Source organism: Petralouisia sp., from assembly GCF_056822245.1.
Genome location: NZ_JBQIOP010000035.1, coordinates 18,745 through 43,343 on the forward strand (window position 1 = coordinate 18,745; position 24,599 = coordinate 43,343).

A 24,599-nucleotide genomic window follows, 5' to 3' on the forward strand; every position below is an offset into this window, starting at 1 on the left:
CCGCCATCAGATATTTACTGGCTGCTGCTGAAATTCTGATAACTGTACTCATTGTTGTCTCCTTTTCTCCAGCCCCGGCAGACGGTCTTATTTTTACCCGTCTGCTTTGCCTCATACAGTGCAGAATCCACCTCTTTAAACAGCAGAATTCCATTTTTATCTCCCGGCTTTACCTCCAGCATTCCAAGAGAAATCGTTATCCGGCCGGTCACACCGACTACTTCTGCATTTTCTACCTCCCGCCGTATCCGCTCCGACACATTATAAGCTTCCATTTCTGTTTTGCCTGCCAGAATCAAACCGAATTCTTCTCCGCCGTACCGGGCGGCAACGTCCTGATCCGTCACATTTTTCTCAATAATGGACACAATTTTCAGAATTACGTTGTCTCCCATGGCATGTCCGAAGGTATCGTTGATCCGTTTAAAGTTATCGATATCTATAATAACCAGAGACACCGGGCACTCTTTACTGCACAATTGAAGATGCTCATTCAACTTGTCGTAAAACATCTTATGGTTATACAGCCCCGTCATGGAATCCCTCTGGGAAATCTCCAGTATCTTCTCTTTTTCTTCATGAATTTTCTGTTTTTCCTCATGAACCTTCTGGTTTTCCTCATAGATTTTCCGGTTCTCTTTCTCAAAGTTCACAACGACCGAAGTCAGCACCTTGCTGAAAGAAAAGGCCACGATTGTAAAGCCCACAAAGATTACCAGATATACCTCCCTGCTGTTGTCCGGCCTGAATTCCGTGGAGGGAATGAAGCCGTAATTAATGCCGGCATACACCAGAATACAGGCCGCAAAAGCCGCATAACGGAATATCTTTTCCCGGTAAACATTGGCAAAAATCACGGGATAAGTCAGAATCATGCACATATAGGGGACAGAGCTGTGTACTGCCGCAACTGTCCCCAACAACAAAAACTGGATCAAAAGAAATAAAATGGTGGTAACGTATTCTCCAAGCGCCTCTCCAAAGAAGCGGGAAATCAATTCCATGCAGCCTGCATACATCACAATCATAATGCTCGGCCTTATTACAAATGTATCCAGATATTCTCTTTTGCTGCACTCCGGAACCGGCTGATAAAACAGAAACAGCAGAATTTCGATAAAGATAACGAGACCTATACTGATCCAAATCCAGCGCATCACTTTCCGGTTCCACTCCGTAATACTTACGTATGCAATATTTTTATTCATAATCTAACACTCTGGTCCTCTCTTGCGGCTGATACTCACATCTGTTCTCTTTTGTCATACCACAATTATATACGATACCAGGTCAGATTACAATGGCCAGATATGCGGCCGTCACTCTTAGTTCTCTTCCCCTTTGACTGCTTCGGTGCGGAGAATAAATTTCACAGAGCCTTTCGTGCCCTCTGCAACCTTGGTGAAGGTCTGATACTCTTTTCCTGCATCCGCCACTGCTTCCAGTTTGCTTAAAAGCTCTTTCACATCTCCGTTGTAAGCCTCCAGAAGCTTTTGGATGCCTTCCTCGTCAAACTGAACCATGCCGTCCATCAGCTTCACAGAACCCTCTGCCAGTTTCTCTACCCCTTCCCCAATCTGGGTGGTTGCGCCAAAGAGCTTTCCTGCTCCCTCCGTCAGCCCGCCGTTATTGGAAACAAGGTTTGCGGCTCCGTTGGTTAACTGGGAAATTCCCGCAGTCAAGGCCGGAATGCTGTCGTTCATGGTCTGTGTTCCGGCGCTGAGGGCCTGCATTCCGGATACCAGGCTGTGTCCCCCTTCACTCTTGGCATTGATTGCCTGGGAAATCTGGGATTTGGTAGCGGAAACTGCTGTTAAGGTGGCAGATTCCGCTGCCGTCTTAGCTGCTGTTTTGGCCGTGTCTGCAACGGCAGCGCCTACCGTGTCTTTGGCTCCGTCCGCAATTCCTGCCACAATCTGAGATGCTGCGTCCTTCATGCCCGCCTTTAAAGCTTCATTGGCCATGGCTGCGGCAACCGCCTGCTGCGTCTGGGCATTTACCGTCTGCTGTATCTGGGCTTTGCCTTCCTCAGACTGTAATCCTTCATTGACTGCCCCTTCCAGCTGCGCCATAGTCTGGGCGGCCGCTCCCTGGGCGTCAACCTGGCTTAATACCCCGTCATGGATCTGGGTGTTTCCTTTTACCCCTGCTGCTACCTGCAGGCAAATCTCCTGAATTGCCCCGTTGATTGTCTCTGCGTCCAAAGGCTGACCTGCTGCCGCCAGCGCTTCTAATGCCGGCACCAGATTTTCCGCTAATGCAGATGATATTGCGGCGGCGGCAGCGTCTGCTGTGGCGCTCTGGGTTCCGGCTTCCACCCCTTCTGCCACCTGGCTCAATGCCTGCTGAATTGCCGCAGGCGCATGCTCCACCATCTTCTGATTTCTGGCCATCTCCGGCGCTGCCGTTCCAAAAGCCTGGCTTAATACCTGATTCAAAACGCCTTCCGTATAGGCGTTCAGCCCTGCAGCCACCTGGGCCTTTGCCCCGTCATTGTTGGCCAGGCTGTTGTAGAATACCGAAGCCGCCTGGTTTTTGATGGCTTCTGTTCCGCTTTCTGTATTATTAAAAGTGCTGTCAATGGCATCGTCCGCCTGTTGAATCAGAGAATTTCTCTCTTCCCTGGACATTTTGGCCTTTAAGGTTTTATCCAATTCTGCCACGCCCTGATTCAAAGCCGCCGCACTGCTGTTTAATGTGCCCACTCCTTCTGTCAATGTGCCGGAGGAATCCGCCAGGGTATGAATTCCATCGTTTAACTGAGAGGCTCCGTTGGTATAACTTGTAACTCCATCTTTTAAAGCCCCCGCTCCTGAGGCAAATTCCTTCATGCTGTCCTTTAAAGTTCCCAGCCCCTCAGACAATTCCTTCGTGCCGTCCAATAACTGTTCTGACGCATCGGTTAAAACGTCAAAATCCTCATCCAGACCGCTCAAATCAAATCTGTCTGCCAGACTTGCCTCGCTGACCAGATCATTCATAATGATGGACATACTCATTTCCAGGGAAAAATTCTCCACATCCGCCGTTACTTCCACATATTCCGGAATTTCCAGATTTCCGTCCAGATCCCCCTCTTCTACTGCAAGGCTCTCCTTTAACCCGGGCATTGCAAGGCCCACCACTATCTTTTTATCTCCGTCGGAAATCACTTTTCCGTTGGTCACTTCCACATTCCTGTAATCCTCCGGCAGAATCATGCCTGTCATAACCGTAAAAGGCACATAGACTTCATGTTCTTTTCCGTCAACCGTCCGGGTGGTCTTTTCATGGTTGGTATAGTCAAATCGGATGGTGGCCTTTCCGCTTTTTCCCGCCATCTCCTCCGGTTTTACTTCCCTTCCGTCCATAAAATACGTCACTTTCTCGGTAACCGGCAGAGCTCTGTCTGTGGTTCCCTGGTAATAAATGTCTCTGCCCTCTGCCTGCCAGGTAATCGTATCTCCCTTTTGGGTAAAGGTCTCATCACCCTTTACATTTTCAATGTCCTTCAAATCAGAAGCATCTTCTATGGTATCCAGTCCTTTCTCATTTTTCAGCCATTCGCTGACAATCACATTTTTGACACTGCCGTCGGCGTCAGCCACCACATACACCGTCTCTTCCTTGCCGGCATTTTTATTTTCCGTGCCTGCAGTCAGGGCTTTTTCCAATGTCTCTTCGGCCTCTTTCTGTTGGGAATCCTCCTCTTTTGGGGTCTCCTTTACCACAGAATTCTGTTCCGCCCTTACGGTATATGCGCTGACCCCGGCACTGGTGCCCAGCACTGCAATGGTAACAACTCCTGCGGCTACACGGATAACATATTTATTTTTGAACATTTTTTTCAATTCCAGATTTTTCATGTTAAGTTTCCTCCTGTAATTTCTAAACGGTTTTTACGGCCGCTGCAGATTCTTTTTTCTTAAATCCAAATCCTACGCTTGTTTTGCAAATCATTTTATCAAATACCATGAACATGGCCGGTAAAATAAAGATTACCACGAACATGCTGATGAGGGCCCCTCTTGCCATTAAAATGCACAGCGAACTGATCATATCAATGTTGGAGTACATGCCCACGCCAAAGGTTGCCGCAAAAAAGCTCAGAGCGCTGACAAATACCGACTGTACCGAGGCTGAAAGCGCTATGGTAACCGATGCCTTTTTGTCTTTTCCCCGGTTTCTCTCTTTCTTATAGCGGTTGGTCATCAAAATTGCATAGTCTACGGTGGCTCCCAGCTGAATGGTTCCGATTACAATAGACGCTATAAAGGGAAGCGTCGTTTTCGTATAGGCCGGAATTCCCATATTGATAAATATTGCAAATTCAATGACGGACACCAGAATCACCGGCAATGAAATCGACTGGAATACCAACAGGATAATCAGGAAAATTGCCCCGATGGAAACCACGCTTACGGTTTTAAAATCTTTATCTGTAATGGTAATCAAATCTCTGGTACAGGGCGCCTCGCCAATCAGCATGGCATTCTTATCATATTGTTTAATGATTTTATTCAGCTCATCAATCTGAGCGTTTACTTCGTCTGATGCCACAGAATATTCGGAGCTTACCAGCATAAGCTGCCATTGATCGTTCATCAGCGTCTCTTTGATATCATCCGGTATCATTTCCTTTGGAACGGCGGTGCCTACAATGGAATCCAGTCCCATCACTGTTTTGACCCCGTCCACCTCTTTCATTTCCCCGATCATTGCCGCAGCGTCCCTGCCGGAAAGGCTGCTGTCTGCCAAAACCATGTGGGTGGAATTCATATGGTAATTTTCCTCCAGTCTGGCATTGGCCTGAACACTCAGCAAATCCTTCGGCAGCGTTCCTGCCAGGTCATAATACACGCCGGTATGGGTATATCCGTAAATCGCAGGCCCCAAAATCAACAGGAATATCACTATAAATACCGGAAAATGCTTTGTCACAAAATTTCCGATGCCGCCCAGATCCGGAATCACCGGCCTGTGTTTTGTTTTTTCAATGGCTTTGTCAAAAATCAATATCATGGAGGGCAGAATGGTGACGCAGCCAATCACTCCGAACACCACGCCCTTTGCCATTACAACACCCAAATCCATTCCCAGGGTAAAGCTCATAAAGCACAATGCCACAAATCCCGCTACCGTTGTAATAGAACTTGCCACCACAGAAGCCAGGGTATTGGACACCGCATGGGCCATAGCCCTGTTCTTATCCTCCGGATAGCGCTCCCGGTTTTCTTCATAACTATGCCACAGGAAAATGGAATAATCCATGGTAACCCCTAGCTGAAGCACCGCGCTTAAAGCCTTTGTCACATAAGAAATCTCTCCCAGGAAAATATTGCTGCCAAGGTTGTAAAGAATGGCCATTCCTATACTTAACAGGAAAAACACCGGAGCCAGAAAAGAATCCATCGTCAGCGCCAGCACCAAAGAGGACAGCGCCACTGCAATCAGCACATAAACAGGGGTTTCTTTATTGGAAAGGTTCTTGGTATCCGTCACAATAGCCGACATGCCGCTGACAAAGCATTTCTTATCCGCAAGCCCCCGAATCTCTTCAATGGCGTCCATGGTTTCATCAGACGACATGGAGGTCCGAAACAAAATGGCCATCAGCGTACTGTCGCCGGAATTAAACTTCTCCACCAGACGATCCGGAAAAAAATCCATGGGAACGGACAGATCTGCAATGGAGTCATACCAGACAACTGCCTTTACATGCTCCACCTCCTCAATCTGTTTCTTCAGTTCTGATACCTCTTTATGCTCCATGCCCTCAATCACGCACATGGAAAACGCTCCCGTTTCAAACTCATCTACCAGGATATCCTGCCCAATCATGGTTTCAATGTCCTTTGGCAGATAGGTCAGAATGTCGTAATTCACTCTGGTTGTTATCATGCCGATTGCCGCCGGAATCAAAAGCAGCAGGCTGATGATAAAAATCGGCACTCTTAACTTAACAACTCCTTTTCCAAATTTAATCATCTTTTCTTCGCACTCCTCTTTCCTTAATTTTGTTCCATCTGTTAACTTCAAGGAAAGTATAAAAAAAAAGATCGAATAAATAAATATTCAATCTTTTCCCCCTGTATCGCTCTGCTATACATTTTGTTTGATTTGTAATTTTTAAAAAACAATTCCTGCTGATTGTATGGGTGATTACAGCTCTTCCATTACCTGGCTCATGGAACGGGTGATCATATAATTATAAATGTCCGTAATTTCCCGGGGCTCCACTTCCATTCCGCTTTTAATCCACTGAATCACCACAAAAGACATGGACTGGGCGTAAAACAATGCAATATGCTCCGGCGTCAGCCATGGATGCTGCCTGTGAAGAGACGGCTTTTTGCCCTGAATCACTTCCAAAAGCAGCTCTCCGATACAGGTTCTTGTAATCATTTCAAAAGAATTCTGTCCCTCCAGCCGCACTGCCTTCTCATAGAACTCTTTTTCTTTCTTCACGGACGTAAAAACTAAAAGAAGCGCCTCGTCCACAAGGCCTGCCTGAATCAGCGGCCTGGTAGGCTCTAAAATCTGAACCTTGATAATCCATTCCAAAAGTTCATATTTATCCTGAAAATGGTTATAAAACGTGGGGCGTATCACCCCTGCTTTTTCTGTAATGGCCTTAATTGTAATTTTCTCAATGGGCTGTCGGCATGCAAGCTCCTTAAAACTCTCAGCCAACAGAAGATCGGTCGTTTCTTTCTGTCCCGTCACACTCTCACTCCTGTTATACAAATAATTCCAAAACCGCCAAATCCTTCTGAGATTTCAAATCAATCATTTCCCCGTCTGGAAGGGTCATAACCCTGGGTCTCAACATATATTCCGGATCATTCTCCGTCACCAGGGCGGTTCTGCCGTCCGACAGCATTACTTCGCATCCTGTGGGATAAATTGCAATTTTGCCGGTAAATAATTCTGCCAGATCCGGATCAAATTCGGACCCGGTATTGCCCAGAATATAGTCCACCGCACCGGAAGGGGAAATGGGATCATGATAGGGCAGTTTGGAGGTCAGCGCGTCAAACACATCCGCCACCTTGATAATTCTGGCAAAATAAGATATTTCATAGCCGGATCTGCGCATTGGGTATCCGCATCCGTTGTACCATTCATGATGCTCCAGTACGCCGTCGCAGACTTCCGGCGCAAAATCATAATGCTCCGTCAAAAAATCATAACTCAGTTTAGGATGCTGTACCACAAGAATCCGCTCTTCCTCTGTCAGCGAACGTTTGGCGTTCAGCACATCCGCTTCCACATAACGCTTTCCCACATCATGCAAAAGGGCGGCGGCGGCCAGTTTATTCAGCTGCTCCAGATCCAGATTGCCGGTTTTCACTCCCAGCATCACAGACAGCGCCGCCACATTGACGGAATGAAAGAATGTATAGTCGTCAGCCACCCTGACATTTACCATATGGTACATCTTGTCTCTGCCTGCAAGAATCTGACGGGTCATCTTTTTTGCCGTCTCCTGAATGCTTTCCTGTTCAATTTCCAGGAAATCCTCTTCCTGAAACAGACGGTGCACCAGTCCCAGCGCTTCCCGTTCCAGCTCCCGGCTGATCAGCCTTGGAACCCTCAAGTCCCAACTGATGTCGTCTTCTGTATAAATTCCCGGCAGCCCCATCTGAAACAGACGCTGCACATCCTCTTTCATCAGCTTTGTCTCCTGCTCCAGTAAAATCCTTCCTTCTCCACTGCAGATGTGCTGCCCTAAGATCATTCCCTCTTCCACTTTTGTGATAGGCGTATAACGCATACTCTAGCACCCTCCTCCCTGCGCATTCTGCGCTTTTTGTTTCCTTTTGCACTGATACATTTCCTTATCTGCGCGTTCCATGGTGTCCAGCAGATTCCGGTCCGTATTCCGGTTAAAGGCTGCAAATCCCGAAGCAATCTGCATCAGTCCTTCCACATGGGCTCCCTTCAGGCTTGACATCCAACTGCACATCCGCTCGGCCCTTTTTATATAATCCTGTCTGGTAAGCCCGCGGGCAATCAGACAGAACTCGTCTCCGCCAATCCGGTAAATCTCTCCCAGAGAGCCGAACACATCCTGAATAATTTCACTTCCTGAGATAATATAATAATCTCCCATGTGGTGTCCGTACTCATCATTCATCCGTTTTAAATTATTCAAATCAAACATGACAATTTCATATTCTTTTAACTCATTTTCCGGAACTCCGATTAAATCAATTTCAAAAATCCTGCGGTTTTTCAGCATGGTAAGCCCGTCCCGCTCCGCTTCTTCCTTCAGAGTCTCCGCCTGTTTTCCCGCTTCTATCAGATTCATGGAATCTTCCAGAAACTCCGCCGTCAGGATAAGAATAAACAACAGGCATCCCACTCTGGAAAAAGTTGCCACATCCTCATAGGCCCGGTGATAATAATTCACCGCATCCGTCAGCATACATCCCCCCACCAGGCAAATCCCGATAATATTCCGATATATTTTGCGCCTCCGACAAAAAATTTCCTGCCTTCGTTCCACCAGAATCCTGCCGCCGCATACTGCCGCGGCCAAAATTACGGCAATGCCCAGAATATGGGTAAGAAAGATGCTTTCCCTGTAATCAAACCAACCGAAAAACTGCCCGATAAAGCTCACTGCAAAATCCAGAACCCCCAGCCAGGCAAATACATTCCACAGACGGCTGCCCTTCATCTGATATACCACCCGGATGAAGCATACAATGGGAAGTATCATCATCTTCAGCATCAGAAAAGTAATCTGATTGCACAGCAGCTCCCGTTCAAACACCAGCGCCGGAATCTGTGTTTCCATGGTAGACCAGATGGAAAAATAAACTGTAAAAAGCCCAAGCCACAGGATTCCTTCATGAAAATGCATTTTCTTTCCAATGGTACACCAGCTTATAACAAGCATCAGTCCCACCACCATCATGCCGATTCCAAACACCAGTGACAGCGCCCGGTCTTCCAACTGCTGCACCAGGATGGACGACTGCGGCCCATATGTAAATTTCGGCAGCCTTACATAATTAAATTTATAACAGTTCTTCAGCCGGATTTCCAATGTTTTTCCCCGGTAATTCTCCTGAACCGGAATAAAATTCCAACAATTTCCGGGGGTTTTGCTTTTCACATACTTCGGCACTTTTTTCTGATAAACCAACTGGCTTTCTACATATGCTTCCACTTCTTGGTGCGTTGTAAAAAAGCCGATGGAACTGGCATTGTCAGCTTCTTCTCCCAGTTCCTTTCTCAGCACAATTTCTTTTCTGTCTCCGGATACCTCAATCAAATCCGGAAGCTTCCGGTATTCCCTGCTTCCCTCTTCCGTCACGCAGCTCCAGTTTTCATTATAGGAAATATTTCCGGTTCTGTTCTTCCCCCCGTCATTTACTCTGTAAAAACAAATCACCAATAGTACAAAGAGAACCGCAATTGCTATTTCTGTCAAATGCATCTTTAAAAGCTTCATTTCTTCTCCTTCCATCCCCATTAAGTCCCCGTCAGTCCTCAGGGCTTATTTTATCATAAATCAGAGAAAAGTGGAATAGCGAAACGCATTTGTATTTCTTAATTAATTTAAAAAAGCCTTCGGTATATCCGAAAGCTTCTTCGTGAGAGCGATAGACGGGGCTCGAACCCGCGGTCTCGACCTTGGCAAGGTCGCGCGTTACCAACTACGCCACTATCGCAGAAGCGGGTGATGGGAATCGAACCCACGTATCTAGCTTGGAAGGCTAGTGTTCTACCATTGAACTACACCCGCAGAACAATATATGATTCAGTCCTAGTGCCCAGTTCCGGAATCGAACCAGAGACACGAGGATTTTCAGTCCTCTGCTCTACCAACTGAGCTAACTGGGCTTGCTGTTTTCCAACAACGATATTATTCTAACCGCTTATTGCCAAAATGTCAATACCTTTTTTCATTTTTTTATATTTTTCTTCCCCGGGGAACATCCGCCGGGGAAGAACGTTTATGCGCTCTACGGCTGTTTGCCGATATACGCAAGAATACCGCCGTCCACATACAGGATATGTCCGTTCACAAAATCGGAGGCGTCAGAAGCCAGAAATACCGCCGGGCCCGCAAGATCCTCCGGATTCCCCCATCTTGCCATAGGCGTTTTGGCAATGATAAACTGATCAAAGGGATGCCTGCTTCCGTCCTCCTGTCTCTCGCGAAGGGGAGCGGTCTGGGGAGTGGCAATGTATCCCGGCCCGATTCCGTTGCACTGGATGTTATACTGGCCGTACTCTGAAGCAATATTTTTGGTAAGCATTTTCAGTCCGCCCTTTGCCGCTGCATAAGCAGACACCGTCTCGCGGCCCAGCTCGCTCATCATGGAACAGATATTGATGATCTTTCCATGGCCTTTGGCAATCATATCCGGAATGACAGCTTTCGCCATAATAAACGGCGCGTTTAAGTCAATGTCAATCACCTGGCGGAATTCCTCTGCGCTCATCTCCGTCATGGGGATTCGCCTGATAATCCCCGCGTTGTTTACTAAAATATCAATGACTCCCAGTTCTTCCTTAATGGAAGCCACCATCTCCGTCACCTGTTCTTCCTTTGTAACATCACAGATATATCCCCTGGCGCCGATCCCCTTCGCCTGATAGTCTGCCAGAGCCTTCTCCATATGCTCTGTTCCCCGGCAGTTAAAGGCAATCTTCGCTCCCGCCTGCGCCATTGCCTCAGCCATTGCGAAACCGATTCCGTAAGCGCCTCCTGTTACAAGCGCAACCTTTCCTTCCAGTGAAAATTTTTCCGTTATGCCCATGTTTCTTCCTCCTGACATTCAGTTCCTATTTTTCCGTTCCATATACAATCAACTGGGACAAAGCCGGAAACGGCGAGGTTCCCTCTGCTTTCTTAAGTTCCGACAATTCCAGCCAGTCAATCTCTTTTTTCTCAAAGCACGCTTCCTGTCCATGTCCGCCCTGTTCCCAGTGAAGAATCAGCTCACTGCCGTCTGAAAATGTAAGTTTTCCCTGGTTCCACCAGTTATCATGGGGAAAATCCGCCCGCAGATGGACAACAATTCTGTCAGTTACCACTGTTCTTCCGAAGTCCAGCCGCCAGCACGCATCCTCTCTCCGATTAATACCCCAGGACTGATAAGGCCAGTTTCCGTGGCTTTCAGGCGCAATCACCCCGTCAATGGCGTTCATCGCCGCAAATACAGATTCCCCTCTGGTCTCTACGTTTGCCGACGCATGGGGAAAACAATTCTCTCCGCCATGCTGATCGTTCACATTCTCAGACAGGTTGCGGTAGCATTGAGATTCGAATTCCCGCGCCTTCCGAATGCTGATCAGATGACAGTCTCCGGCAAATGCCTTGGGCGACAGATTCAGCCTGCGTTCTTCAAAGGGAATCTCATATATGACTGTTCCCGTCAGATACACCATAGATTTTCCCACAGATTCATCCATCTGCATCCAATAGAACGTGTTCTTTTCTTCTATTTCCACAATAATTTTATCACCGGGCGTATATGCGCCCCGATACACAAGGACTGCTTCCTGCCGGCCAGAGACCGCCTGAAGCTCCTCGCCCCGGATATTTACAATCTTAATATCAATTCGTCCCATAATATCTCCTTCTCAGCTTCTACCAATAGGTTCCCCAGTTAGGATTCCACATCCGGTAAAGGGCCTCCAGATAAAAATAATCGCCCCAGATGCATGGCTCATCCACGCCTTCATTCAGCCTGTAGGTATATACACTGTGCAGCAATAACCCCTCAGATTCCGGCTCCTTCTCAGAGGATGCTCCCTGTTTTAATACCTGCATCATCTCTTTTGCCCGTTCGGTATTTCCTGTTTCCAGCATACCGCACGCTGCAATTGCCAGCGCCGAGCTGTCCCTTGGCATGTCTGAGCCTTCCCCAAAGAACAGATCCCAATACGGCATCCCATCCGGCGGAAGATGAGTTTCAAAATATTTCACCACATTTTCATACAGCAGAGTTTCTTTTTCTGTAAAAGGCTCTCCCGCAGTTCTTGCATGAAGAGGCATTCCCAGAATGGCCCATGCCTGTCCCCTGGCCCAGCAGGAATGATCCGAATGTCCCTGATGCGTGGCTCCGTGATCCGGTTTTCCGGTTTCCGGATGAAAATAAAAGGTATGATAGGTGGAATAATCCTCCCTGACAATATTGCTGATCACTTTGTCATAGTGGGAATCCGCTATCCTCCGGTATGATTCTTCCCCGGTCAGCCTGTATGCCTCATAAAGAAGGGGAAGATTCATCAGGGAATCGATGATCAGGCGGTATTCCTGGTCAGCCCCCATCTTGCCCCAGGCCTGAATAAATCCGCCTTTTTCCTGAAATCTTGCGGCCAGCTCCTTTGCAGCCCAAAGAATCACCGGTTTCAGGGTTTCATCCTTCAGAACACGGTATCCCGCCACAACAGATAAGCTGTATAAAAATCCAATATCATGATGGTCCAGCACATAATGGTCTTTCAGGCGCTGTTCAAAGCTTTTTATGTTTCTCAAAGCGGACTCTTTCTATTTCTCCTGCCCGCTGTACTCATAAGCAATCCAGAGCATCCCGGTCCAGAACCCGTTGGTTCAGTCATGATTGGGAGTAATCTCATATGTTCCCTCTACCGCGCATGCCGAGGGGAAGGCTTCTCCAAAACGCTCCATATTCCGATCCAGTATGTTCAGACAGCGTTCCAGCTCCTCTTTGATCCAGAGTTCCTCCTTTTCATTATGTAACGTTTTCATTCTGAATTCATCCTTTCTTTACAGAATTACAATCATTTTTACCATATTTTATTTCCCTGCCGGATGTTTTCGTTTATTTTCCTTGCTTTTTTCCCGTTCATATATTATTGTAATACTACATGATTTTCCTTGAAGCTTCTTAAATCAGGGCAACATTTACAACCCTAACACTCCAGGAGGTGTTCACATGGGACATCGCTATTATTCAATTACAAATGCGGACGATCAGTTAGTAAACACCCGGCTGCTGTCCATCTCCTTATCGAAAGACGACGCTGATTGGCAGAATATACTCCACACCCATCAGTTTACAGAACTTTTTTATATTATAGAAGGGGAAGGGCAGTTTCTGTTCCGGGACGAAACATTTTCCTCAATCCAGAAAGGGGATCTTATCATCATACCTCCTTATACCGAGCATACCGAGCAGTCTTTTCCCGGAACCTCTTTAAAATATTATGTTCTGGCTGTTGACGGCGTTGCTTTCCAATTAAAAAATGAACAGCGCCTTTCACAGATTTTCTGCAATTTCCGTTCAAACAGCTTTATTCAGACACTGTTTGAACAAATGTACTGCGAAGTCCGCAGCCACGACAGCCTGACGGACGCCATCTGCCAGAAGCTGCTGGAGCTTTTGATTCTCAAGATTCTTCACAGCCAGCAGGTGAATGTGGTGCCTGCCACAGCTACAAAGATGACCAAGGAATGCGCAAAGATCAAAGAATATCTGGACACCAACTATGCGGAAAATATTACGCTGGATACTCTGACCAAGCTGACCCATATGAACAAATACTACATCAGCCACTCTTTCGCGAAGTATACCGGCTTGTCCCCTATCCAGTACCTGAATGAAATTCGTCTGCAAACAGCCTGCCACCTCCTGCAAAAGACGGATTTTCCGATTGCAGACATTGCCTCAGCCACCGGATTTTCTTCTCAGTCTTATTTTACACAGGCATTTCATAAAAAACACGGCATTACTCCCATTAAGTACCGCCAGAACAGCAAAAAGGACGGCAATTCTCCCTCTTAAAATACGGGCCGGCACAGCCCTGCCATGCCAGCCCGCTATAATCCCATACTGTCCGGTTAACCTTTGACTCCGCCTCCGGTAACTCCTGAAATAATCTTCTCTGATAAGAAAATGTAAAGCAGGAAGGTCGGCAGGAATACAATGATAACCGCTGCAAACAGTCCGCCGTAGTCTCCTGAATATTTCATACCGTTGACAATCTGCAAAAGTCCTACGCCAACTGGCGTCATATCGGATGACGATGCAAAGATAAGAGCCATAAAGAACTCGTTCCATACGCTTAAGAAGTTAAAGATTGTAACTGTAATCAGCGCTGGCTGCACCAATGGCAGCATAATCTGCCAGAAAGTCTTTGCCGGCGTACATCCATCAATGGTTGCTGCTTCCTCGTAGCTTTTTGATAAGCTGGCAAAGAAGTTCAGCAGATATGTGGTAGTAAACGGCACACGCAGGAAGATATAAAGCACCATCAGAAGAATCCTGCCCTTAATATGATACTGGGCCGATAAGGAATAGATCGGCATGATAATCATAACCTCTGGAATACTCATTGCCAAAATCAAGCTAAATCTCATGGGCTTTCTTCCAAGAAATGTATACCTTGACAATACGTAGGCTGCTGGCGCTGATATCAAAATCACGCATACACAGGTTACCACGGCATACATCAGAGAGTTGCCAAAGAATACTGAAACATTGCTGGCTGCCCATGCATTTACATAGTTTTCAAAATGTATGCCTGTCGCAAACTTAAACACATTTCCAGAAAAAATCTCTCTGGATGTAGAAAGGCTGGCTGCGATAATCCAAAACAGGAATGCAGCAGTAAACATGATCCAGATCAGTACGATTACATATCCCGGAAGAAGCGCAGCTTCTTTTTTCCAGTTTATTTTTTCCCTATATACTACTTTTTCTTTTTTCCTCATTTTATCACTCCATTCCGCCCTTAGAATTCCAAATCATCATCTTTGATTACTTTGTTCATAATAAAGTAAACAACTGCTATAAAGAGTGACAAGACAACGCCGATTGCCGCGCCGGCTCCGGCATCTCTTGTTACATTTCCGGTAGTTCCAAACACAGTGTCATACAGGTAGACTACAGGCACTACCGTAGATGCCTCTGTGTTGACCGGAGCAAACATTTTGGACCAGAGGAAGAAGGAGATACAGTTAATACTCCAAAATGTAATATTTGTCTTAAAGATGCTGCGCAGCAGTGGCATGGTAATACTGAAAAACTGCTGTATCTTATTTGCTCCGTCAATGGTTGCCGCCTCAAAAATATCCCCCGAAATCCGTTCAATTCCGTTTATGAAAATCAGCATATAATATCCAACGGCTCCAAATACGAATGCAACGAGCATTGCCCAGAACTTCATATCCGTTCCCATCCAATTCTTTCCTTCCAGCCCCAAGGCTTCCAGAAATTTATTCAGCAGACCGTATTCCTGATTGTAAATATACTGAATCCACATGGTTGCCAATGCAACTGCGCTGATGATATTCGGCATATAAATTGCGGCACGGAAAAATTTCTTAAACCGAATACCGCTGGTAAGGATCACTGCAAATAACAGCGCAAACGACAACACCAGAATCCCCCCTACGATCCAAATCAAAGCCATATTTCTTATTGCCTGATGAAACGTAGGGCTTGAAAATATTTTCTGGTAATTTGCTATTCCATTAAAAGACCACTCCGACATACGGGCTGTTACACTTTCCACACCGAAGAAGCTCATAATCACTGTACGCACGATTGGATACAGGTACATGATAAATAAACTCAAGGCGCAGGGAAGCGTAAACGCTATAATAAATAACCGATTCTTCTTTGATTTCATATTCTCATCCCACCTCTTGACAAAAATATAGTGGCGTCCATTACAGACGCCACTCTTTAACCATATACTACTTGCTTAGTATAATCCATCCAGAGCCTTTGCAAAGTCTGCACCAGTAGCAAATTTACCTTCAAATAATTGAATTATGCACTCATCGAGTTTCGGATACAAGTCAGGATTTTCTCCAATTCCCATGTTCCAAGCAAGAGGAGCGGTGGTTGCTTTTAAAACTTCAACCGTACCATCCTGGGATGCCGGAGCCTGGTTTGCCGGATCTGCCGGAATCTGTCCTGCTTCATTTGCCATCTGCTGGTCGATCTCACCGGTAACAATCATCATAGCCAGGTCAAACGCTGCCTGTTTATTCTCGCAGTAATCTGTGATTGCGATGGAGTTTGCTCCTGCATATGCGCTTGCCGCAAGATCATCTTTGCCTTCTACGCCAGGATAGTTGAACAGTCCCCATTCAAGCTCTACCTTTGTGGTATTGTTTACTTCTGTGGTAACGTAATTTGCACAAATTACCATTGCAACTTCATCACTCATACCAATCTTGTTCTGAGAATTCGGGTATTCATCTGGTGCGCCATCTGCAAGGTATCCAGCGTTTACGAACTCAATCATGCTGTCTGCTGCTGCTGCAACGTCTGCATTGCTGCTCCAGCCGCCTTCTTTTGACATTTCGCTGATGGTTTCCTCCGGTACATAACGGGAAAGATGATAACCAAATGCGAAGGATGCATAAGCGCTGTCAAGAGCCAATGGCTGAATGCCATTCTCTTTCAAGGTCTTACATACTTCCATAAATTCGGTCCATGTAGTCGGAACTTCTACGCCAGCCTTTTCAAAAAGGTCTTTCCGGTAAAAGATTCCACCAACCTGAGGCTGTTCTGCAAGAGAAGTAAACTTCTCTGATCCTGTCTTTTTCTGTGCCCATGCTTTCTGCTGGGTCTGGAATACCGCATAGCTCTTGTCTGCATATCCTGCAGCCTCTGCCATCTCGGAAAGGTCTGCTACATATTTTACATAATTCTGGGCGATTCTCTTATAATCGTCCTCGAACAGGTCGATGTTCTCTTTGGACTCTAATGCTGAGTTCAGGATGTCCTTGACGTCACGGTTTTTCCATTCAATGGTAACCTTAGCGCCAGTTTCTTCCTGGAACTTATCCACTGCTGCCTGGATTACCTTTCCCTGAGGCTCTGTGTTTGCCCACATGGACCAATATGTAAGCTCAACGCCTTCGTAATTGCCGCCGGCTGCTTCGCTGTCTCCAGCGTCCTCGCTGTCTCCGGCATCCTCGCTATCCCCAGCATCCTCACTTTCCTGACTGGTTTCATTGCCGCTGTCTGACTTACTGTTGCCGCCGCCTTCGTTCGTACCGCATGCTGTAAGTCCTGTAACCATTACAGCAGCCAGTAATAAACTGAGTACTTTCTTTTTCATGATCCTGTTCCTCCTTTAAATTTTGTAGACTTATTATAACACGTCTGCACAACAAGTTTCTATAAATATATTGTTCTTTTTTTTATATTTTTTGTCAATCCGTAAACAAGAATTTATAAATTTCTTTCCAAACACTGTCATATTGCACAATTATCCTTATTTTTTCTCTTTTTATAGATACTTTTTGCACTATTATATTCGAATTTCCATCCGGAAATCTTGTTTATATTTGAAGATTCCCTTCTGTTTTTCCGTAATCTATAGTCACTTTTCTTCCGTCCCGCAGCTCAAGCCGGACAGGCCCGTACCCTCCGCAGTTCTGAGGATCTGTGTATTTGATGGCTTCAACCGGGAACAGCTCTTCTTCTGTAAAATCCTCAAAAGATTCTCTTGTAATCACCTGACTCACCAGCACAAAGGGTTCGTATCCATACAGTTTTTTTCTGGAACAGGATGCGGAAATTATCATGCTCCGATCTGCATCTGCATTGGTTTCCCGGCTGTATGCCAGGCGGAGATTCTCCCACATGCCGTACGCAGTCATGGCCATCTGCTTTTCTCTTCCCTGGGAATCTTTTCCCTTCAGAACCACCGCCCTGGCATTGCCCCTGGCCAATTCCCGGATTTGTACATTCCCCATATCCGGAAAGCCATAGGAGCCGAGGGTGATTCTCACGCCGCCCCGGCAGGGCTTCAGCCTGATTCTGTCCGCCCGTATGATTCCTTCCGGCACCGACAGGTCTGCCAAATCTATCGCATGCATCCAGTGCAGTTCTTTGCCCCATTCATAATCAAACAGGCAGCGGCGGTACAGCGCCCCGTCTTTCTCCGCGCTCCACAAAAGGGCATTGGGTCTGCACAGGATTTCTCCTCCTTTTTCCGCTATCAGATACATCTGGGATTCACACCCCGCGCCTGTAAACGCCTCCCAGGGATATTTGCTGCTGTAAGCCAGTTTGCCGTAACAGCACATGCCGCCCTCGTCTGAAACAGCCCGAACCACCTTCCCGGTCCGCAATTCTGTGGTTCCGTTATCTTTATGGTTGGAAAAGTGCAGGCCGGGCCCCGCTAAAACAGTCTCTTTTGTCTCTCCCGGCTTCATCGCCGTCCAAAGGCCGTTTTCCTCTTTTGCCCTCCAAAAAGGATGCTCCTCAGGCAGCAGCAGGCATAAAAATGCCTTTCCCATCCAAAGAGGGCTTTCCGCGCAGCTGTAAGACTGAATCATCGGCAGAAAGGGACGGTAAAATCCCAGAACAGGAACCCTTTCCCACAGAATATCATCCCGCCCCAGAAACTGCAGAAGGGCTCCTGAAGAAATTCTTCTGGCCAGTCCCGGGTTGGCCCTGTGGTTTTTCAAAAAATAATTGCCGGTAAAAGCAGAAGTCACCGCATTCCGGTACAAGCCGCTTCTTCCCCACATATTGACCCAGCCCTTTTCATCAAACATCACCGGATAATTGTCCATCAACCGGTTGGAATGCTCTTCAAATTCAGCAGCCAGACATGGTTCTTTCTCATATCCATACCATACACACCAAAGAGGCGCATACAGTTGGAATGCCCATACCGAGTAATAGTCAAAGGAATTGCCGTCCCGATACCAGCCGTCGCCGCTGTAATAGTTTAAGATTGCCGCTGCGTGATGCCGCATCATATCCTCGTCGATGTCCTGCCCGTTCATCCACAGAAAGGCAAGGGACAGCATATTAAACATCCGCCAGTTATGGGGCACGGTTGCCTTGTCTGCATATCCTCCGATGAAATCAAGGATAACCTGCCTCTCTGATTCTTCATAGTCGTCCCAAATTACAGCTCTGCAGGCCCACAGGCAGATGACAAGGGCGCAGGTTTCCACCGTCTGCTGATATAAGTTCAGCGGTTCCCGCTCCCCTTCGAGCCGGCACAGCTCCTCATAACCCAAAACATAATTCTCCGCTCCCGGCGTACATGCTTCCAATACCTGCTTCTTATAATACTCTCTTAAAGGAAGCCCCCCGGCCGTCACCTCCGGATCTTCCGCAAGAAGGGGCGCCGCCAGAAAAAAGCTTCTGGCAAGCCCTTCGAACATCTCCGCTTTCTTTTTCCATTCCGGCGAAGCTTCATTTGGATAGGTGACTTCTTTCTCATATCTGGGCACAAGCACCGGGGAGCTGATATCCCTGATATGGCAAAATACCCCGTCTAAGAGGTATTTTGCCGCGTCTTTCCAGTGTTTTCTTGTCATGCCTGTATAGGGGCTTCGCTCATAATCCGGCTCTTTTGGCACAAATCTCTGATTCACTGATTATTCTCCCACAATCTCTTTTACTGCCGTAATTTTCATGATTCTGTTTCCTCCCTGTCAATGTTTTCAGAAATAGCCGATTTTTCTTTTTCCAGGCCTTTACATCAAATCCTGCATTGCTATGCCGTCCATATCGTCAAAATCCTGATTTTCTCCTACCATTCCCCAGATAAAGGTATAATTTCTGGAGCCGCTTCCGGAATGAATGGACCAGCTGGGGGAAATCACCGCCTGCTCATTTCTCACTATAATGTGTCTGGTCTCTGAGGGCTCGCCCATATAGTGCATCACAAACGCGTCCTCTGGCAATTCAAAATACATATAAACTTCCATTCTTCTGTCATGGGTATGGGAGGGCATCGTATTCCATACGCTTCCCGGTTCCAGGCTTGTCATTCCCATTTCAAGCTGGCAGCTTTCCACCTGTCCCGGAAGGATATATTTGCAGATAGTGCGGTGGTTGGAATCCTCAAGACTTCCCAGCTCCACTTTATTCTCATCCTTGATAATTACAACGCCTTCTTCCTGCTCCCCTTCCCGCTTAATCAAAACAGTGGGATATGCCATATGGGCCGGTGCGCTGTTCAGATAGAATTTCGCCGGTTTTTCCGGATCTGCGCTTGCAAAGGAAATTTCTTTCGCGCCTTTTCCAATGTACATACCCTGCTTATGTTCAACGGTATAGACTTTCCCGTCTACGATAATGCTTCCGGCCCCTCCGATATTAATCACGCCAAGCTCGCGTCTTTCCAGAAAATATTTTGCCCGAAGCTCTTCTCCGGCCTCCAGCTTCAGTTCCTTTTTCACCGGCATTGCTCCGCCTGTAATAATCCGGTCGATATGGCTGTACACCAGTTTCATATAATCTTCAAAAAAAAGCTGCGGAATCAGAAATTCTTCTCTCAGTCTCTGGGTTGTGTAATGTTTTACGTCTCTGGGGGACGCCGCTGTTCTCAGTTCCATACTGTAAAACCATCCTTTCTTCCATATTCGATACTTAAAAACATGCTTTTGGTCAAATTACTTGACTCACGGTACAATGATTTTATTATAGCTTTTTTTCCGGTGAAAAAATATCTCTCTTTTGCTCTCTTTTTTAGATTTCCACAGATTTCTTTACCAAAAGGCTGTCTGCATTCATGCTTCAACGGCAAAAAATTTCTCCCTTCTGCAGGGAACCAATATTCCATGCAAAAAGGAGAAATCCTGTTGAAAAGCGCAGTCTCTTTGCCTTCTGTTATTTTCCCGGAATCATACGGGCAATTCTTCCGGCAAATTCATTAAAGTTCTGTGTCTGCAGAACAATTCTTCCCGGCCCGGTCAGTTTCGTCAGGAACAATCCCTCGCCGCCGAAGAAAATATTTTTAAGGCCCTTTACCGTTTCCACTTCATATTTTACAGTTTTTTCAAAGGCAACCACATTACCGGTATCCACTTTAATCACTTCTCCCGGCGCAAGCTGCTTCTCTACTTTATTTCCGTCAATTTCCAGAAACACCATTCCCTTGCCGGAAATATCCTGCAGGATAAATCCTTCTCCGCCGAAAAATCCGGCGGACATTTTCTTGGTAAGGGCAACGCTCAGATTCACTGTTTCCTCCGCGCACAGGAAGGCGCCTTTCTGGCAGATCATTCCTCCGCAGGCTCCCACATCCACAGGAAGAACTTCTCCGGCCACAGTGGACGCAAAAGCAATCATGCTTCCGGGACGTTCTGCTTTATAGGTAGCCATAAACAGAGATTCTCCGGAAAACATTCTTCCGATGCTCTTCCCCAGACCTCCTCTCATATTAGAATCCATGGACACGCCTTCTGACATCCACGCCATTCCTCCGGACTGGGTATACATGGTTTCCCCCGCTGCATCAAATACAACTTCCACTGCCGGCATAGTATCACCGATTACCTGATATCTCATAACTTCTTCTCCTTTGATATAATTATAGTTTGTAAGTTTATGTCAATCCGTTTTACCGGATAGCCACCCTTTTATATGTATTGCTCCATTCCTTCCGTTGTGTGCCGAATCATGGAAATGGCTTCCCTGGTCTGCTCTGCAACTTCCATATTCTTTTCACTGAGTTGGTTCGCCTGCTCTGCACTGGCGGTTACTTGTTCCGTGGTAGCGGATAAGTGAGCGATATTTTCTACAATTCTGTTGTTGGATTCTGACAGATTGCCGATTCTGTAATCAATCTCCTGAATATCGCTAATCAATTCTGATATATTCTGATCCAGTTTGCCGAAGCTGTCTGCCGCAGTGCGGATCATTTCATTCTGGTTGGCTGTGGCTCCCACAGAGCTTTCCACAGAATGCACCACTTCACTGGCGTTCTCATTCAGTTCATTTACAATTTTTGTAATATCTTCAGTAGATGCTTTGGTCTGTTCTGACAACTGGCGGATCTGATCTGCCACTACTGCAAATCCCCGGCCTGCTTCGCCTGCCCGGGCGCTTTCAATGGACGCATTCAGCGCCAGGAGATTGGTCTGGCTGGAAATATCCAGAATCATTCCCGCAATTTCCTCCACCGCCTTCGTCCGGTTCTGCAGTTTGCCCATGGAATCTGTTACCTGCTCATTGGTAGCGGCAATCTGGGCGGCATGCAGCTTCAGCTTCTCCATGATCTGCATATTTTCCTGAATGCTGATATTGGACGCTCTGGCAATATCCACCATCTGACTGGAACGGCTTCTGGTTTCCTCAATGGATTCCTGAATGCTCTGGGTCATAATGCTCTGCTCTGAGATATTTTCCGCCGTGGTATTGGCCGCCGCCGAAATCTCCTGCATGCTTCGCGCCACCGTCTGGGTGGAATCCACCAGTTCGCCCACCAGTCCCGTGCTTTTATCAGATTCTTCCTTCACTGTCTTGGAAATAGTAATGATATCCGTAAGCATCACCGTCTGCTTTCCATTCTGCTCTTCAATGGCCCCCTGGGCATGATCGCTGAATGTCTGGGAAATGCTTCCCACCCTGGCAAGGATTAAAAAGATACTGTAGCAAATAACAGTCATGCAGATAGAATCCGGCTCCATAATCATAATATTCTTCGCCAGTCTGATTGCACCTTCCATGGCATAGAGAACTGCATAGGCAGCGGCAAGCCTGTTGCAGAATTTCTTATCATAATAAGGCACTGCCACGGCAAGCATTCCAATCAGAGTAACGTCAATGAATTTCGCATCTGTCTGGGCTGCCAGCATCAGGAATTCAAAACCAATTTCAATGGCAATTACCAGCCTCAGAAGAGAGCCCGCTTTATTCCGGCTATAGATCGCAAAATTCACTGCTGCCGCAAGTACAACAACGATTGTATTTGCATATACTGTAACCGGATTAATGTTGTGCGCCATCAATTGCATCCACAGATAGGCCACCACAATCAGTAATGCGGCAAATACGGTGATCAGGTTAAACCGGTTCATTCTCCGGTATCGTTCTTCTTTCTTTCGGTACTTAAACTTTTCTTCTCCCATCCACTCTTCCTCCATTATTAATCCAATTTTACTTATTATAATACATAAACAGCATTTCAGCCACACAAATTTATACAATTATTTTAATTTCCGAAAAGCTTCCTCCATATTATATGCCGCCATGTATTGACCCCTGTCGGGAAAAATGCTAATATGAACGTACGTTACATATTTAACAATCTATTTATCTCAGGGAGGTTTGAACCATGGATTACACACAGGAATATGCGCAGAAGCTTGTAACTGCCGAAGAAGCTGTAAAAATTGTTGAATCCGGCGATTGGATAGATTACGGATGGTGCAACGCCACGCCGGATCTTCTGGATCGGGCGCTGGCAGAACGCACAGAGGAACTGCATGACATCAATCTTCGGGGCGGCATTCTCTTAAAGCCCCTGGCAATCTTTGAACGTGAAGACGCCGGAGAACATTTCACCTGGAATTCCTGGCACATGTCCGGAATTGAACGGAAGCTGATCAACCGGGGATGCGCTTACTATGCGCCTATCCGTTATTCAGAGCTGCCCCGTTATTACAGGGATTTATCTGTGAAAAACAACGTTGCCATGTTCCAGGTTGCGCCAATGGACAAGCATGGATTCTTTAACTTCGGGCCGAATGCTTCCCATATGGCTGCAGTCTGCGAAACATCTGCAAAGATTATTGTAGAAGTTAATGAGAATATGCCCCGCTGTCTGGGCGGATTTGAAAACGGCGTGCACATTTCCGATGTGGATTTCATTGTGGAAGGGGAGAATCCGCCCATCGGAGAACTGGGAGCCGGCGGTCCTGCCACTGACGTAGATAAAGCAGTAGCCAAACTGATTGTGGAAGAAATTCCAAACGGCGCATGCCTGCAGCTGGGCATTGGCGGCATGCCCAATGCAGTAGGTTCCCTGATTGCGGAATCTGATTTAAAAGATCTGGGCGTTCATACAGAAATGTATGTGGATGCCTTTGTTGATATTGCAAAAGCAGGAAAAATCAACGGCTCCAGGAAAAATATTGACCGGTTCCGCCAGGCTTATGCATTCGGCGCAGGAACCAAGAAAATGTACGACTATCTGGACGACAATCCAGAACTGTTAAGCGCGCCTGTAAGCTATACCAACGATATCCGTTCCATTTCCGCACTGGATAATTTCATGTCCATCAACAATGCGGTGGACATTGACCTGTTCGGCCAGGTAAGCTCTGAATCCTCAGGAATCAAGCATATCAGCGGCGCCGGCGGACAGCTTGACTTTGTACTGGGCGCATACCTTTCCAACGGCGGCAAGAGCTTCATCTGCTGTTCTTCCACCTTCAAAACCAAAGACGGCCAGTTAAAATCCAGAATTCTGCCCACCCTGCATCCAGGCTCCATTGTCACTGACACCCGCGCCAACATTCACTTCCTTGTGACAGAATACGGCAAGGTGAACCTGAAGGGATTATCTGCATGGCAGAAATGCGAGGCCATTATCTCCGTGGCCCATCCGGATTTCCGGGATGAACTGATTGAAGAAGCAGAGAAAATGCACATCTGGAGAAGAAGCAATAAATAGCACTCTGTTCTGCGCTGAAATCAGACACAGAATTTCTCTTTGCTGAAAAAGGGGCTGTCGGGAAACAGCAATTTTTCACAATATATAGCTGCGGCTTCTAAGAACTTGCAACTATATATTGTGTATAAATTCCGTTTTCCGACAGCCCCTTTCAATTGCCCTTTTCTTCTATTCCGTATAAAAGCGGTAAATGGTTTTCGTGGTGAAAACTTCTCCTGCCGGCACAAGGGAAGAGGGGA

The 24,599-nt window shown here is 46.7% G+C and carries 19 protein-coding genes and 3 tRNA genes; 2 read left to right on the forward strand and 20 right to left on the reverse strand.

Annotated features, from left to right (window positions below):
• Positions 1-14: 14 nt before the first annotated feature.
• From ACTO17_RS13750 to ACTO17_RS13810, 13 genes are all read right to left on the reverse strand, one after another.
• A complete protein-coding gene (locus tag ACTO17_RS13750; RefSeq protein ID WP_482558325.1) occupies positions 15-1,208 on the reverse strand; it encodes a GGDEF domain-containing protein in 1,194 nt (397 codons plus the stop codon).
• Between the two features lie 117 nt (positions 1,209-1,325).
• Complete coding sequence (locus ACTO17_RS13755) at positions 1,326-3,845, reverse strand: lipocalin/fatty acid-binding family protein (protein ID WP_482558326.1); 2,520 nt, start codon at positions 3,843-3,845, stop codon at positions 1,326-1,328.
• A gap of 22 nt (positions 3,846-3,867) precedes the next feature.
• Positions 3,868-5,967, reverse strand: a complete 2,100-nt coding sequence (locus ACTO17_RS13760) for an efflux RND transporter permease subunit (RefSeq protein ID WP_482558327.1) — start codon at positions 5,965-5,967, stop codon at positions 3,868-3,870.
• A gap of 174 nt (positions 5,968-6,141) precedes the next feature.
• A complete protein-coding gene (locus ACTO17_RS13765; RefSeq protein WP_482558328.1) occupies positions 6,142-6,705 on the reverse strand; it encodes a TetR/AcrR family transcriptional regulator C-terminal domain-containing protein in 564 nt (187 codons plus the stop codon).
• A gap of 13 nt (positions 6,706-6,718) precedes the next feature.
• Positions 6,719-7,756 (reverse strand): HD-GYP domain-containing protein, encoded by a 1,038-nt coding sequence (locus ACTO17_RS13770; protein ID WP_172535475.1) that lies wholly within the window; start codon positions 7,754-7,756, stop codon positions 6,719-6,721.
• Positions 7,757-7,759: 3 nt separating this feature from the next.
• A complete protein-coding gene (locus ACTO17_RS13775) occupies positions 7,760-9,445 on the reverse strand; it encodes a GGDEF domain-containing protein (protein ID WP_482558329.1) in 1,686 nt (561 codons plus the stop codon).
• Between the two features lie 147 nt (positions 9,446-9,592).
• Positions 9,593-9,665 (reverse strand) — tRNA-Gly (locus ACTO17_RS13780).
• 3 nt (positions 9,666-9,668) lie between these two features.
• Positions 9,669-9,739: transfer RNA gene (locus ACTO17_RS13785), tRNA-Gly, on the reverse strand.
• Positions 9,740-9,764: 25 nt separating this feature from the next.
• Positions 9,765-9,837: transfer RNA gene (locus ACTO17_RS13790), tRNA-Phe, on the reverse strand.
• Between the two features lie 122 nt (positions 9,838-9,959).
• Complete coding sequence (locus ACTO17_RS13795) at positions 9,960-10,760, reverse strand: gluconate 5-dehydrogenase (RefSeq protein WP_482558330.1); 801 nt, start codon at positions 10,758-10,760, stop codon at positions 9,960-9,962.
• A 25-nt stretch (positions 10,761-10,785) separates the two neighbouring features.
• Positions 10,786-11,574 carry a carbohydrate-binding protein gene (locus ACTO17_RS13800; RefSeq protein WP_482558331.1) on the reverse strand — a complete coding sequence of 263 codons (789 nt, stop codon included), beginning with the start codon at positions 11,572-11,574 and terminating at the stop codon, positions 10,786-10,788.
• A gap of 19 nt (positions 11,575-11,593) precedes the next feature.
• Positions 11,594-12,484: a glycoside hydrolase family 88 protein gene (locus tag ACTO17_RS13805; protein WP_482558332.1), complete on the reverse strand. Its 891-nt coding sequence runs from the start codon at positions 12,482-12,484 to the stop codon at positions 11,594-11,596.
• A 75-nt stretch (positions 12,485-12,559) separates the two neighbouring features.
• A complete protein-coding gene (locus ACTO17_RS13810) occupies positions 12,560-12,718 on the reverse strand; it encodes a hypothetical protein (protein WP_482558333.1) in 159 nt (52 codons plus the stop codon).
• A 187-nt stretch (positions 12,719-12,905) separates the two neighbouring features.
• Between ACTO17_RS13810 and ACTO17_RS13815 the strand changes: the two genes are divergently transcribed.
• Positions 12,906-13,754, forward strand: coding sequence for an AraC family transcriptional regulator (locus ACTO17_RS13815; RefSeq protein ID WP_482558334.1), 849 nt, complete (start codon positions 12,906-12,908; stop codon positions 13,752-13,754).
• Positions 13,755-13,810: 56 nt separating this feature from the next.
• Here ACTO17_RS13815 and ACTO17_RS13820 read toward each other — a convergent pair whose 3' ends face one another.
• From ACTO17_RS13820 to ACTO17_RS13850, 7 genes are all read right to left on the reverse strand, one after another.
• Complete coding sequence (locus tag ACTO17_RS13820) at positions 13,811-14,683, reverse strand: carbohydrate ABC transporter permease (protein ID WP_482558335.1); 873 nt, start codon at positions 14,681-14,683, stop codon at positions 13,811-13,813.
• Positions 14,684-14,703: 20 nt separating this feature from the next.
• Entirely contained in the window at positions 14,704-15,603 is a 900-nt protein-coding gene (locus ACTO17_RS13825) for a carbohydrate ABC transporter permease (RefSeq protein ID WP_016285682.1), read from the reverse strand.
• Between the two features lie 75 nt (positions 15,604-15,678).
• Positions 15,679-17,049, reverse strand: a complete 1,371-nt coding sequence (locus tag ACTO17_RS13830) for an ABC transporter substrate-binding protein (RefSeq protein WP_482558336.1) — start codon at positions 17,047-17,049, stop codon at positions 15,679-15,681.
• 223 nt (positions 17,050-17,272) lie between these two features.
• Positions 17,273-19,330, reverse strand: a complete 2,058-nt coding sequence (locus tag ACTO17_RS13835) for a DUF2264 domain-containing protein (protein ID WP_482558337.1) — start codon at positions 19,328-19,330, stop codon at positions 17,273-17,275.
• A 102-nt stretch (positions 19,331-19,432) separates the two neighbouring features.
• Positions 19,433-20,296: a 5-dehydro-4-deoxy-D-glucuronate isomerase gene (gene kduI, locus ACTO17_RS13840; RefSeq protein WP_482558338.1), complete on the reverse strand. Its 864-nt coding sequence runs from the start codon at positions 20,294-20,296 to the stop codon at positions 19,433-19,435.
• Positions 20,297-20,570: 274 nt separating this feature from the next.
• Positions 20,571-21,251, reverse strand: coding sequence for a TIGR00266 family protein (locus tag ACTO17_RS13845; RefSeq protein ID WP_482558339.1), 681 nt, complete (start codon positions 21,249-21,251; stop codon positions 20,571-20,573).
• Positions 21,252-21,322: 71 nt separating this feature from the next.
• On the reverse strand, positions 21,323-22,813 hold the full coding sequence (locus ACTO17_RS13850) for a methyl-accepting chemotaxis protein (RefSeq protein ID WP_172539520.1): 1,491 nt from the start codon (positions 22,811-22,813) through the stop codon (positions 21,323-21,325).
• A gap of 206 nt (positions 22,814-23,019) precedes the next feature.
• Between ACTO17_RS13850 and ACTO17_RS13855 the strand changes: the two genes are divergently transcribed.
• Entirely contained in the window at positions 23,020-24,360 is a 1,341-nt protein-coding gene (locus tag ACTO17_RS13855; protein WP_482558340.1) for a butyryl-CoA:acetate CoA-transferase, read from the forward strand.
• Positions 24,361-24,599 lie beyond the last annotated feature (239 nt).